Here is a 14144-nt window from a genome sequence, read left to right as displayed (position 1 = left end):
CCGCAGTATGCTTCGGCCGGTCGCGGGCGGCGAAAGTCTTCTTCGTGCTGCCCGAGTTGAATTCGACCCATGGGCTATTTGAGATACGGCTCAGCTGCAGCGAGACCAAGATGGTCTCGCAGAATCGACCCCATGGTCCCGCCGCTCAGTGTCCAACTCCGCCACAGCCCAATCCACGCTCAGGCCTCAGGAAGGAACGTCGATGCACCCGAGCAAGCGCAAGCCATTCTCGACCGGCATAAGTAGGAGCGGGACGACTGCGAGAGACCGAATCGATGCAATCATTCGCTCCGGTGTACCGCTCGAGACGAGCACTCCCAAGCCGAGATGGCTACAACCGTCCATGTCTGAATGGCCGCCTTTCGCACGGCCGTAGTTAGATGAGAGCAACCAATGGTTCAAGGCAGCGATTGCCGGGAGACAACGCACTTGACCGCCCAGCCACGAGCTCTTCAGTGTCGCAACCTAGCTGGCTCCTTATTCCCAACATCGATAGTGCTGTCCCAAGACCGCAAATACCCACAAGCTGCTGCCTCCAACGAGCGCTCGACCGGTAGATCGATATCGCGTCCAGTACCCACTTCCCTCAAGCCCAACACAATTCGACGAATCGAGACAAGTAGCAATGGCCTCACCCGAGCGACAGCGTCTATTCGGACTGATTGACAGTCTGGAGCAAGATATCTCCGAGCTGATTCGGTACCATCTCCTCCGAGTCCATTCCGAAGAGCAATTGCTGACTTCAGACGAACTCAGCTCGGCCAGGGAGCGCCAAGACGACGAAGCAGAGGACTTGATAAGCTATCTTGATCTGGGGCCAAAAGTCGGCGTGATCCTACGATGGAAGCACGATATCTCCGAGTCTGAGCGCCCGGGTTTGACAAGGTTGGCTACCGCCATGGAAGGCGTTTATCCAATTCGCAATCGGGTCATGCACGGTCGCCCGCTCCTGCCCGATGACTCAGAAAAATGCATCGCTGCTCTGACAACCATCGCTGACAGCGAGCTCAACTGCCCTCGCCTAGCTCGCACGCTGCAGCACCTAAAAGCTGATCCCAGTTGGCTCCCACCTGGTGCACTCGTGCGACTTCCAGCCCGAGTGTTGAACAATCTTCCCGACGCAGATTACGACGACACCGGGCTGATCGGCCGCAACCGCGAGCGAGCCGAACTTATGAAACTACTAACCGAGAGACGATGGCCGGTTATCTCCGTCATCGCAGCGGGCGGTTATGGAAAGACAGCATTAGCACTCGATGTCCTCCACGAAATCGTGGGTTCACCTGATTGCCCTTTCGACCTCGTTGCGTGGGTTTCGTTGAAAACGGAGCGCCTGACTTCGTCAGGCGTGGTTGAGATCGAGGCTGCTCTACGATCAGTCGGCGATGCAATCCCAACTATTGGTGGTTTGCTTGATTCATCAGATGCCTCGATCGATGACCTCGTGCAGTGGCTCGACGGCATATCGACCCTTCTAGTCCTCGACAACCTTGAGACGGCGACCTCGGCAGAAGTAGTGGAGCTGATCGAACGAATGCCGCAAGATGTGAGATTCCTTTTCACGTCTCGCGTCGGGATAGGTCAGCTGGAGAAACGATTTGAACTGAATCCGCTCGGGCAATCGGCCGCGGTTGAGCTGCTCCGTCGCCTTGGGCAGTCGCGTGCCACGTATCTTGGCGGTGCAGCACAAGCCCAACTCGCTCAGCTAACCAACAAGGTTGGGTTCACCCCTCTTGCCCTTCGCTGGTTTGCCGAAGGCGTCGCAGCGGGGCTGGAACCAGCGGCGGTACTTGAGCAACGAGCGGACTTGGTGAGATTCTGCGTCGAAAACATATTCGACGGCCTCCCGCCCGACGCCCAGAAGGTAGCGTGGCTTCTCGACGGCATTGGCCGGCCGACTCCTGTACCCGAGATTCACTCAGCACTGCCGGCTTGGTCGATAGACCGCGGTCGCTCCGCTATTCAAGAGCTAGTTCGGCGAATGTTTGTCGTGAGAACGGCGGTTGAAGGCACGCTCAACGAGCGCCTCGACCTCACGGAAACACTACGTGATTTCCTTCGCTATCGAACGGCGGACCCCGAATGGGTTGCTGAAATATCGGAAGCTGTTGCCTCCAATGATCGGGAACGTGAGCGACTCTTTCGAGATCGAGAGAAGGGTGGCCTAAGGCCCAACATTATTCATGGGAACAGCGAACATATCGCGGCGCAGACAGAGCTTCGTCGCTCCCTGGCACTCAGCGCTAAGGGCAAGATCGCAGAAGCACTCCAACACGTGGAGAGAGCCGATCAACTCGACCCGGAGTTTTACGAGAATGCCAGGGTTAGAGCCTTCATTCTTCAGAGGTCTCGTCCTGCGGAGGCTACCGTCGAGTACACGCGAGCACTTAGCCTCACAGCCGATCCGACTGAACGTGCAATGGTCCAATACTTCTTCTCTGCACATCTGCTGAAGACAGAGTCGAACGCGGCCCTAGCCCGGCAACTAGCACAAGAGTCGCACGACGCTCTTGATCTTCCTGAGACGGCGCTCCAAGTGGCTAATGTTCTCCGGATGGATGGCGAATATGCAAAGGCGATCGATATTCTGGATTCCGTCATGAGACAGCCAAGTGACGACGCTTTTTCAGTTGTCGGAACCACGCTTTCGATGAACTTGCGAAAGCGATTGGCCGAGACACTCGTTCACGACCGAGATTCGCTAGTCAATCCGGCACAATTGCTCGTCGATGCCCTCATGCTCGCCGACTCTGCGATAGGAAGAGGTTTGCGGGACGGCACCATGGTTCGAGAGGTGGTCCGCTGCGGCTCGGATTTGCTGAACTATCTGAGTCAAAACCCTGAGTCGCCTGTCGATCTTCTCGACCTCAAGTCTTCCATGGAGCTGCTGGACCGCGAGCTGCCATGGGCTCGCACTGGCGCAGACACCGATTGGTTGAAGCGGCATGCGGAGCGGGCGCGACCGGCGCTCGCTTCCATTGGAATGGAACTCCCCGAGAGTCTTGCTTCAGCTACCAATATCTCCAGCCGTCATTTGGGAATCATCGATTGGTTCGATGGAACGAAAGGTTATGGTTTTGTGGATTCACCCTCACTTGGCAGGACGATCTTTGCACACGCGTCCGACCTCGCTGATCAGTCTGACCTCATTCACCTGGTAAAAGGTGCAAGCTTCGAGTTCGCTGTTGGCACCGATCAAGATGGGCGAGACCGCGCAGTCGAGTTGGTTGCCTGCGATGACCTCGATCTTGTCTCGCGAATGATCGATCGAGTGTGCCGTGTCACCCATCGGGACGTCGGGTTTGCACTGGCCCGGGACCTGGCGACCGGAGCAACAGTATTCGTCGGTCGGCACCAACTCATGGAGTCTCACGATTGGGATCTCGTCGCGATCGGGACTGACCTGCTCCTCGATGTGCAGATCGAAGACGACGGAAGATTCCGGTCGGTCACTGGGTCCGTTCGGCTGACATGACACGAGCGTGCCAATCCCTGAAGATCGCTGAACGGATCTACTCTTCAAACGGAAGGGTGAATCACCCTGGGTTCGCAGCCAATTGCCGGAACGGTGAACTGCTGGTGATCGGAGGCTGCAATCCGACCGGCTTGATGCCTGGAACATCACAGCCCCTCAACTCTCTGCGACTGGATGTCGAAACTGACTGGCCACGAGCCGGAGTGCCTGCGCCGCCCGAGAAGGCCGTCCCCGTTCGTCGGAGAACGTTGCAGACGCTGACACTTGAGATCTGTCAGCGTTCCGCCGATGACTGGAATGCGGCCGAACCACATGATCCGTCCGAGCTGGTCGATGCTGCCGTGGCCGGGAACCACCATTCTCCAGGAACGACGAAACCCCATGACCAAGCCGCGCTCCGCTGTTCTTGCCCTACTTGCCACTGGAGGGCTTCTCGCCACCTCCTGCGTGTCCTCTGATGCGCGCAGCAACGCTGCGCTCAACGACGAGACGGCCGCCGACTCAGCGAGAACACCGGCGCCATTCGCCCTGCTCGATGACGACGCCTGGAAGGACGTGCTCGAGCGGATCGAGTCCGGACACGGCTGCTACGAACAGGGTGACGAGTTCGCTGACTCTGAGTACATCGGCATGGAGCTCGACGATGCAGCGAACCACGCCGAGTCACGTGGATTCGACCTCGTCATCATCGGGCGCGACAACGGCCCGTGCGGCGCCATCACCGCCGACCTTCGCCGCGACCGCATCGTCGCAACGGTCATCGAAGGCGCCATCCACAGCGTCACCTTCACCTGACCTGCTCGACAGGGCCATGTCACGGAGGCGCCGAGCATGGCCCGAAGGTGAGCTTCGACGGCACGTTTGTGGATGGTGGGTAGATCAGCAGAAGCCTCGCACCCCAAGCTGTGCCACCCTGCCATCATGGGGCACATGGCTGGTACCACTTGACGTTGCATTCGCTGAAGCCGTCCTCACCGGAGGCGCCCACCCGACGATCGATCCTCGGGGCTTGGGCCTGCGTCGCATGGGCCTGCGTCGTTGGCGGATGCGGGCTGGCGGGCAGCGACGCTGATGGTGCAGCGCCCCGCGACTCGGTGGTGGAGGCGCCCCTGCCGTTAGCCGGAGCAGCGTCAGGCGGAGTCGAGGTTGTTGAGATCGTCGACGGCGACACCTTCGACGCAACGATCGACGGGAGGCTTGAGCGAGTGAGACTGATCGGTGTCAACACTCCGGAACGCGGGGAATGCTTCGCTGAGGAGGCGACTGAGGCACTTGAGCGCCTCATCGTTGGTCGAGACCTGCGGCTCGAGGCGGATACGTCTGACCGTGATCAGCACGACCGGCTGCTGCGATATGTGTGGGCGGGCGACGTGTTGGTCAACGAGCAGCTCGTACTCGACGGATTCGCCATCTCACAAGACGTCGCGCCGGACACCGCTCTTGCCGATCGCTTCAACGCAGCACAGTCCCGATCGATGGCCGATGAGCAGGGCCAGTGGGCGGCGGACGCGTGCGGGCGGCGCGCAGGCGTCTCTGGACTGAGGATCGTTGAGATCGAGTACGACGCACCCGGGAACGACGGCGAGAACCTCAATGGCGAATGGGTTGTCGTCGGGAGCGATGACGAGTTGGTGGACCTGTCCGGATGGGCGTTGAAGGATGAGACGTCATCGCACCGCTTCGTCTTCCCCAACGGCTTCAGCCTCGCTGCTGGCTCGACAGTACGAATCTTCTCGGGGTGCGGTTCTCCCACTGAGTCCGAGCTGTATTGGTGTCAGTCGGGATCGGCGATCTGGAACAACTCGGGCGATACCGCCTTTCTATTGGATCCGGCGGGCAACACCGTTGCGACATTGGCCTACTGACGAGATGAATTGATGGCATCACCAGAACGAATGAGCGTCGCCGGACGAGTGACTGCGAGGCGTACGCGTCGCAAGAAGGATGGCAGCCCATACGTGATCTGTGCGATCGATGCCGGCTCCGGGGCCACCATCGACTGCGTTTGGTGGGATCCGACGCTGGCGCCAGCGGCGGGCGCCGAGGTCGCAGTGCAGGGAACGCCGATGAACAACGGCTGGGTGTCAGTGTCTTCCAGCCGCATTCGTCCTGGACGCACCGCGCCTCGAGAGTTCGAGCATCGCCTCCTCGACTACTACCGAGACTGCATCGAGGCAGAGTTCGCGCAAGACCGTGACCTGACAATCGACAGCTCGTTGGTGCATGTGGTGTCCACCGGCTCGTCGATGCTGGCCTCCGGAACCCACACCTTCGAGTCCGACCCGTCGGCCAGACGATGGACCGATGCTCGACGGCAGGCTGGCGACGCTGAGTCCGTCTACGTCGGCTACCCGATCGTGACCGACGGAGACAGCCGTGGCGGCCGCATCGCACCCGTCTTCATGGCCGAGGTCGCCATCACCGCCTCACGCCAAGGCGTCGTGGCGGCACTTCGTTCGGCATCGATCGAACTCAATTCCAACGCGTTGAGAATGCTCGGCGTTGGCGAAGAAGTCGACGACGTGCTCGATCGCTTCGACGAATTGGAGCCGGGATCCAGCCCGGTCGACAGGCTCACGTCTTGTATGGACTTTGCCGCCACCGAGGGGTGGTGGCTCCGCTCTGCGCTCGATCCGACTCGCCTGGAGCGCAGCAATAGCGGACGCCAGGTGAGCAACACCCAGATACTGATGGCTCGTCGAGGTGGTGACGAGATAATCAGCCGTGCGTTGTTGCAGGACCTTGAAGCCATGTTGCAGGCTCCGATCAAAACCCTTCGCTCTGGACCTGTCGGCGTGTTGTTCGGCAACATCGATCCGGGCGACGCCCACGAGTTGGTTCCGACGCCTGCAGTCCTGCCAATCAATCTTCATCAGGAGTTGGCGGTCAACGCCACGGCCGAGGCGACGGTCAGTGTGATCACCGGCCCGCCCGGTACGGGAAAGACTCAGGTGCTCGTCAACGCGGTGGCTGCAGCCATCGATCGTGGAGAGTCGGTGTTGCTTGCGTCGAAGAACAACCATGCGATCGATGTCGTCGTAGAGAGGATCTTGTCGACCCACCACGCGGCCGCCCCGATACGAGTCGGCCGATCAGAGTTCCGTGAACCAGCCGGGTACGCCATGTCCTCCGCCCTGGCGAATGCATCAGGCCAAAACGCGATTGGCGAGCCGGCGATCGAGGCCGCACGGTCTCAATGGGCGTCTGCCGCCGATGATGCGGGTCACCCGTACGACGCCATGAAGCGCCGTTCCTCTCTTGAGCGCCAGATGGACGAGCAAGCCAACCGCATCGACGAACTTGCTGCGGCCTTGCCTGAACGACTTCGGTTCGTCGACCTTGCCGAGCTACCTGATCGCGACTATTTGATCGCATCGTACGGAGCAGCCGACCGTCAGGTCAGCGAGGCTGCGGCTCGCTCGCGCCGCTGGTTCTGGCAACGTCGGCGGGCCGCCCGAGCGCAAGCCGAGGCCGATGACCTCGTCGCGAAGACCTGCGCACTCGTCGGCGATCGCGCACAACCTGACCTGACGAAGTCCCTCCTCGAAGCCGGTGCCCGACCGACCCTGGACCTCGTAGGCCAGCACTTGCAGCTCATCGCCGAGACCGACGCACTCCTCTCACTTCGCAGCGAACTCGCAGCGATACCACCGGAGCACGAACTCGAGCGGGAAATTGCTGCGGGCTTTGAGCTGAGGCAGTCAGCAGCGGTCGACTTGTATGAAGCGAACTGGCTGTGGCGTCGCCGGCTGGGTGCGCCGTCGCTTCCTGCAGCGAGATCGATTCAAGCCCACCTTTCGGCCGGCCGGGCACTGTCTCGAGCATCGAACGGATCAGAGTTCAAGTCGAGCACCAGTGCATTTCCTGTGTGGTGTACCACCAGCCTTGCAGCAGGGAGCAACCTCCCTCTCGCTGACGGCCTCTTCGACTTGGTCATCGTGGACGAAGCAGCCCAGAGCGATGTGCCATCGGCTCTCCCACTGCTGTTCCGGGCGAAGCGGGCTGCGATCGTGGGGGATCCGCACCAACTCGAGCACATCTCGACAATTGGTGAGAAGGCTGACGACGCGCTCGCCGACAAGCACGGGCTCACCGCCGAGCAACGATCCCAGTACTGCTACAAGGACAACAGCCTGTACTCGCTCGCCGCCCGACGGGTGAAGACGGAGCCGATCCTTCTCAATCGCCACTTCCGTTCCCACCCCGACATCATCGGTTTCTCGAACGAGACGTTCTACGGCGGCAGACTCGCAGTCGAGACCATGCCGCTCGAAACGGACATCGGGCCCGCCGTGGTGTGGATCGACGTCCGCGGCGAGTTCGACCGCGATCGACGGGGCCGCTCGGCGCTCAACCGCCCCGAGGCAACTGAGGTTCTCGAAGTACTCGGCGAACTTTGGGACCAGCTCGACTCGTCACGTGTCTCGATCGGCGTCGTTTCCCCATTCCGCGCCCACGTCGACCTCATGAAGCAGTTGATCGCTGATCGCCGGCGAGACCTTCTTGATGTCGTCACCGTCGATACCGCACACGGCTTCCAAGGCGATGAGCGCGACGTCATGGTCTTCTCGACGGTGCTGACTCCCACGATGCCGGCCGGCCTTGTTCGCCATGCCGGACAGTCAAACCTTGTCAACGTGTCCGTCACGCGAGCGAGAGCGAAGCTGGTGATCGTCGGAGATCGGCGAGCATGCCTCGAGAGCAAGGGGTCGCTCGCTGCGCTTGCACGCTATTCGCAGGCGTTCGACCGGTCGTGATGCGTAGCTGACCCCGAGCCGCCGACCAGCGCTTCGCTGAGCGCCGATCACTCGTTCTCCGAGCGCTCACACGGGCGTTCTCCATCGCCTTCGCCGACGCGATCGAGCCTCCAGATCGCCTTCCTCCGCCACTGGCGGATCGCCGGCACCAACAACCCTGCATGAGAGAATGGCGATGTGCCCGAATCAGCTGTAGGTCCCAAGGGAGCGCCAGTCGGCGACGCCATCGAGAAGGTCGTGACAGCGCTAGTCGCTGGCGCTCTCGGCGCAGCACTGCTCGCCGTTGCAGGTCTCTCGATTGCAGCTGCTGTGCTCGCCGCTACCGGTGTGATCCTGCTCGCTGTCTCCGCCATCGCTCGACTGAGGCACGATGCGGGAGTAGTACCTGTCGCCTTGTCAGCCATCGTCGGCCTGGGCTTGTGTGCAGCGGCGTGGCAATTGACTCCAGAGCGGTTGACCGTCACCGATGTCGTCATCGTGGCTCCGCCGGCGGAGATGAACGGACCCGCAACCGAGACGGCGAACTGCCTGCCATCCTCATCGGTGAGCGATCGGATCGACGCTCTGCGCTGCTTCAGCGAGACCTCAGGGATCGTGGACCCCTGTTTCACGAACTCGGTGGCCGAATATGCATGGTGTCCCTCCGTCGACGGTGCTGCTGAGATGTTCAGCCTGGAGGGCGCTCCGCAACAATCAGCCCTGGGCGACGTTCGATCGAGTATTCCCTGGGCAATTCAGCTCGAGAACGGCGAGCGGTGCCGGCGAGTCTCCAAGACGGTCGAAGTGATCGACGGCGAGGGAATCTTTCACCTATGTGACGCGGGGACCGAGATTCTCGGCGAAGTGGACACGTCCAATGAGGTGTGGACCGTCTTGGCTCGATCCGGTAGGTCAGCGCAGTTCGAGCGTCTTCAACTCAAGAGAGCGTGGAAATAGCGACAGCAAGCAATCACGACGTTCAACGGTCTGGGGGCTGCAGTCGGATCGCCTGCGAGCAGTTGCGTGCTTCCACAGGTCTTATAGCTCCAGTTCGATGTCGTTGGGCGATGAGGCGGAGCGGGCACTGCGCTCGGCCTGGGTCAATTCATGGTCGACCACGGTGAGTCGGTAGTGAAGCCGAGGGTCGAAGTCGGGATTCAGTTCGATTCGATCGAGTACATCACCGACCAGCTTCTTCACGTAGAGCCGTGGAGCCACGCCGACCTTCGATCCGAGCTCGCCCGTCACCGCACGAGCGAGGACAGCAAGATACTCGTCGTCACAGACATTGACGATGCGTTGAGGATCCTGCACGTTGGATGCAAACAGATCTCGCACGCGTCGGCCGACATCGACGAGCGCGTCCAGATTGAAGCCATTCAATCGAACCTGCACCGCTCGGGGGTTGTCGAACCTCGGGTCACTGGAAAAGTCGGTGTGGAGACGCTGAGCCAGTGGGGTCAGCCGCTGCACACCCTGAGGCCCGTCGTAGAACGGCGGTGTCCCTGTGATCACCAGATACAGCCCGGGGAAGCGGCCCTCATAGAGATCGTCAATGAGCTTTCGCAACGCCTCGAGACCCTTGTCCCGAGTGTCGGACCGCATTCGTTGCATGGTCTCGACCTCATCGAGCACGAGCACGAGTCCGCCGTAGCCGGCGTCTCGTAGCAGTGCCAACAGCCCGGCAAGGAACGAGAGGGCTGCGTCGTGATCGAGGTCGCCCTTGATTCCCGCTGCTCGCTTGATTGACGCTGCCACGTGCGGTTGGCCGCCGAGCCAGGCAAGAAGACCATCCGCTGTAGCTCGGTCTCCCTCGTTGCAAGCGACCAAGTAGGCGCGCAGCACTGCGGAGAGCGCCGGCGCAGTGCGAGTGATCCCTCCGAGTCGCTGCTCCATCAGCTCGGCGGTCGCCTCGGTCAGCGCGCTCGTGTCGTTCGGTTCAATCGTGCCGGCAGCGAGGACGTCGTCCTCCAGTGCGAAGAACCACGCATCAACCACGGTCCGCAGCGCGCCGGATCGCACGGTCGAAGTCGAGAGCTGCTCGACGAGTCGGCGATAGATGGTCTGGTAGCGGTGAGGAGGCGTGTCAGTCTCGGAGATCTGCACCTCTGCGGTCGCCATGCCTCGGCTCTTCGCCCGTTCGGCCAACCATCGAGTGACGAAGGTCTTGCCTGCTCCGTACTCGCCACGGATGGCCTTGAAGACTCCAGCGCCTGCGAGCACTCGATCCATCTCTTCATCGAAGATCGCTTCGAATGGGTCGAGGCCCACGGCAAGTGCATCGAGTCCCTGAGCCGGGACTGTCCCTCGCCGAAGAGCATCCAGAATCTCGACGCGCCGCTGCGGTGAGACGGTCATCGTTGGTCGCTCTCACGCACTGGAGGCGCCGGCCTCTCGTCGTTGGTTGGCGCCGAGCTGGTACTCAAGTAGTTCACGGTTGAACTTCACCGTTTCACCGACGATGGACAGGGCCACGTAACCGTCGATGTTGACGACCTGAACGAGCTGCGCAAGATATCGCTGAACTCGGTGGCGAGGGAGCCCGGCAAGTGACGCGAACGAATCGAACGAGAGTCCACCCATCCCGTTCCGGTCGAGCACTCGGAGCATTCGCCGAACCTCCTCAGTGGAGATTCGCTGCTTCGCCACTCGGCTCGTCATCGCGTCGAGCGAGAGCACGGTGTCAACCCAGTCGGGCGCCCCTGGCGCAGGCTGCCTCGCGACATGCTGCGCTACGGCTCCAGTCCCGCGGACCAGCTTGGACCGTTCTCGTAGGTCGAATAGGTCTGAGAGATCGATGAGGGGCTCGATCCACAACGAGGCAAACCAGGTCGAAGCACCATCGGTGATGACTGCGCCGCCGTTGGTCGTCCCAATGGCTGCCATCACCGGGAGCCCTCTCCGCTCGACCTCGGCCGCCAGCATTCGTGACGGGGATCCGTCGAACGCCGCCTGCAGACCGATCGGTCCGTGGATCGCTGATTGCACGGATCTGTAGCCGCCGTGATCGAGTCTCGTGCCATCCTCGAAGAAGACCACGACTCCCCTCGATCCGACCGGTTCCGCAAGAACCTCTGCAAAGTCGGGATGCGTGGCCACGATTACGCCATCTCGACCGTGGGCAGTCCGGCGAGAAGTGCGGTCAGGTCGTCCAAGTCATCGACCGAGTGCTCGATCAGATTGCTGGCTTCGGCAACAGTCGTGACCGTCGAGGTAAGAGTTTCTGCCTCAGCACGAATTCCTCTACCGACCTCTGCCACCTGGAGGCTGAGATCGCTTGTCAGCGAGTCGAGCATGCCGGCGACAAGCTCAGTGACGTCGTCCAAGAGTTGATCGGCAGCGATGATTGCCGCCTCGATGATGATGTTCACCATCCGGTTCAGCGTCCCTTGGCCTCGGTCGGCGGCCGCAGCCGCGAAGGCCCGCGACATGCGTGTCTCCACGAACTCCTTGACCCGTTCATCGATCTGGCGTCGGTCCGATTCCAACCGAGACGCAACCTGACGTTCGAGCGCTGTGAGCCGATCGGAGACGAGATTCTGCGAGGCAACCATCGTTGCCTTTCCGGACTCGGCGAAGACCTGATCGAGCTCCGGGAACTGACGACAGGCTCGAGCAAAGACGTCAACGAAATCGGTTGAGGCATCACCAAGCTCGTGTGTCAGGGTCTCGACTGCGGTGGTCGCTCGATGCCCGAAGAACTCCACCCATGCGAACGAGATCCGATCCAGCAGTGGCTTGGAGATCTGGCGATTGAAATCGATCGTCCGATCACGAGAAGACCAGGTGCCTCCCCGCCGAGCGGTCGCACGCACTGTCGCCCAGTTCATTCCTCGCCAGATCTGCTCGAGATCCCGGATGTCGAGAGCAGCGTCGCTGCCGGCGCGCTGCAGCCGTTCGGTCAGGACGTTCGCCGCCGTCGCAATCGACTCATCAAACCGATCGGTCGACCGGTTCGTCCTCTCTTCGAGAAACGAGGTGGCCTGACCAGCAGCGGCCGTCACCTCACTCAGCTGCTGTTTGGTTGCGAGGGCTTGAGCTTGGATCCGAGTGATTCGGGTCTGCACAACGCGACTCAACTCATCGGCAACACTCTGCAGCTCTTGGTAGATCTGATTGAGATGCGCTTCCTGACCGTGATCGGAGACGAGCGTCCTTGATGCCTCCTGAAGCTGCGGAATGCCGGTGTCGGCCGGCACCCTCAGCATGTGCTTGCGTTTCTGCATGATGCCAACGCACTTCTGATACTCCCGAGCCGACACGCAGTGGATCGGAGCGGCTGAGAGTTGGGTCCGCAACTCGCCGACTTCGGAGCTCTCGGCCCCGGCGTCGCGACCAATCAGCTCTGCGAGCTCGTCGAGCTGTTCACGAACCACTTGACGAACCGCGCTTGACCGAGCGTGCACGATGTCACGGTCCTCGCTGTCGGGAGCGAGGTCGAACTGCTCGATATCGGCGTCAGCGTCGATGTCGTCGGCTGCGGTGCCGACGAGATGGAGCGATCCGGTTCGCCCGTCCATGTAGAGGCGACGAAGAAGGTCGCCGTCGCGCAGGAAATCGAAGACGTCTCGGGTGAGCGCTCGCTTCATATTGAAAACGACCCACACGAACCGAGCCGATCGGAGATAGTCCTTCGTCGCTTCTTCCCTCGCCTGATTCGGGTCGTTCAACCCGGGCAGATCGACGAGAACCGCACCATCCTCGAGCTTCTCGAATGGCCCCTGTACGCGTACCCGCTTGACGATGGGCCAGAACGAGTAGTCAGAGCTGAGGTACTTGGCCAGCATGTCTCGGAAGTAGCTGTCCTCCTCGGCTTCGATGACGTGAACGCCGCGATCGAAGGCATCTCGAATCTCCTCGGGCTCGATCAGGTCCTCGCGATCGAGGCTCACCAGGTATCGGTTGGCGGCCAGCTCGCCATAGACCGCTCTGATCTTGTCCTCGGCTGCCTTCGAAATCCCGATCGAATCGGACTGACGTTCTCTAGCGTCAAACAGATCTTGTTCGAGCAACGCCAATTCGTTGTGCCAATCGGAGCGGTCGATGAACTCGATGTCAGCCTCGAAGAAGCCGGTTGGAGAGAAGGCCACCTCGGTGATGGCGGACGTGCAGGCCTTCATCGAACTCACGGGAAGCAGCCTGCATTCGAGGAGCGCATTGACCAATGTGCTCTTTCCCGCACCCGTGCCGCCGAGCAGCGCAACCATCACCTCGGGCCGCTGCGGGATCCTCTGGATCAGAGCATCAACCGTGGATTCGATCGACACCGGAACATCCAGTCCGTTGGTGCGAAGATCATTTGCGTAGCGCTTCAGGTCCTGCGCGTAGTCGGTAAGGAACTGCTGAGCCTTCTCAGGTGTGAGATCGTCCGGTGGCTGAGGATTGAGGTCGGTCATGGAAGGGCTCGGCAGCGGGTCCAGCATTTCCGCACACCGCCACGGCAGGCGACGGTAGTCGCTGTTTCTGATGTGCTGCCAGAACCACGCTGAGCGCCCATTCCGTCATAGCCATGTTGAGCGAACTGCTCGAGGTGCACAGCTTCGAAGGCACGGCGCAATCAGCGTCGACGGCGTGCATCCTTTGCGCAGTCGTAGCAACGCCCGATTCGTTCCGCTCGCTTGCCGGTGAACACGCCGGTCGTCGTAGCGATCGGAGCGCCGCAGTCGTGGCAGCGAGTCGGCAGCTGGGCTTGGGTGGCAGGTGGGCCTGTGACCGGCTGATTCTGCCGCTGCCTCACCCGTTGGTCCGGGACCAGGCGCTTGACCGGCTCCGACCCTGGCTTGCGGCCGCCGCTATCCGAGTGCGAGCACGAGCGGCCACTGGGATCGAGACCTCGGCGCATCACCGACGAGCTTGCGAACTCTCGTCCACAAACCGGGCACTTCTTCGACGGTTTCGGCTGAACGAATCGCTTTCCGGCCCAGCTCTGTCGA

General features: G+C 61.2%; 9 protein-coding genes. 5 read left to right on the top strand and 4 right to left on the bottom strand.

Annotation, left to right across the window (positions count from 1 at the left end):
• Window positions 1-625 precede the first annotated feature (625 nt).
• Together R2733_12440 and R2733_12435 are read left to right on the top strand one after the other, a co-directional pair.
• A complete protein-coding gene (locus R2733_12440; protein MEZ5377306.1) occupies window positions 626-3475 on the top strand; it encodes a cold shock domain-containing protein in 2850 nt (949 codons plus the stop codon).
• A gap of 288 nt (window positions 3476-3763) precedes the next feature.
• Window positions 3764-4270 carry a hypothetical protein gene (locus R2733_12435; protein MEZ5377305.1) on the top strand — a complete coding sequence of 169 codons (507 nt, stop codon included), beginning with the start codon at window positions 3764-3766 and terminating at the stop codon, window positions 4268-4270.
• 335 nt (window positions 4271-4605) lie between these two features.
• Here the strand turns inward: R2733_12435 and R2733_12430 are convergent, their stop codons facing one another.
• Window positions 4606-4812 carry a hypothetical protein gene (locus R2733_12430; protein ID MEZ5377304.1) on the bottom strand — a complete coding sequence of 69 codons (207 nt, stop codon included), beginning with the start codon at window positions 4810-4812 and terminating at the stop codon, window positions 4606-4608.
• A gap of 138 nt (window positions 4813-4950) precedes the next feature.
• Between R2733_12430 and R2733_12425 the strand changes: the two genes are divergently transcribed.
• The 3 genes from R2733_12425 to R2733_12415 all read left to right on the top strand — a co-directional run bounded on the left by R2733_12425 (window position 4951) and on the right by R2733_12415 (window position 9168).
• The gene (locus tag R2733_12425; GenBank protein ID MEZ5377303.1) at window positions 4951-5340 is read left to right on the top strand and encodes a lamin tail domain-containing protein; all 390 of its coding nucleotides are present in this window, start codon (window positions 4951-4953) and stop codon (window positions 5338-5340) included.
• 12 nt (window positions 5341-5352) lie between these two features.
• Complete coding sequence (locus tag R2733_12420; protein MEZ5377302.1) at window positions 5353-8232, top strand: AAA domain-containing protein; 2880 nt, start codon at window positions 5353-5355, stop codon at window positions 8230-8232.
• A 327-nt stretch (window positions 8233-8559) separates the two neighbouring features.
• The gene (locus tag R2733_12415; protein MEZ5377301.1) at window positions 8560-9168 is read left to right on the top strand and encodes a hypothetical protein; all 609 of its coding nucleotides are present in this window, start codon (window positions 8560-8562) and stop codon (window positions 9166-9168) included.
• Between the two features lie 81 nt (window positions 9169-9249).
• Here R2733_12415 and brxD read toward each other — a convergent pair whose 3' ends face one another.
• From brxD to R2733_12400, 3 genes are all read right to left on the bottom strand, one after another.
• Window positions 9250-10569 (bottom strand): BREX system ATP-binding protein BrxD, encoded by a 1320-nt coding sequence (gene brxD / locus R2733_12410; GenBank protein MEZ5377300.1) that lies wholly within the window; start codon window positions 10567-10569, stop codon window positions 9250-9252.
• 12 nt (window positions 10570-10581) lie between these two features.
• Complete coding sequence (locus R2733_12405; GenBank protein MEZ5377299.1) at window positions 10582-11199, bottom strand: hypothetical protein; 618 nt, start codon at window positions 11197-11199, stop codon at window positions 10582-10584.
• A gap of 113 nt (window positions 11200-11312) precedes the next feature.
• On the bottom strand, window positions 11313-13607 hold the full coding sequence (locus R2733_12400; protein MEZ5377298.1) for a dynamin family protein: 2295 nt from the start codon (window positions 13605-13607) through the stop codon (window positions 11313-11315).
• Window positions 13608-14144 lie beyond the last annotated feature (537 nt).

Source organism: Acidimicrobiales bacterium (assembly GCA_041394265.1).
Classification (GTDB): Bacteria; Actinomycetota; Acidimicrobiia; order Acidimicrobiales; family SZUA-35; genus JBBQUN01.
Note: the sequence above shows the minus strand (reverse complement) of the source record. Positions and strands in the feature narration are given on the sequence as shown.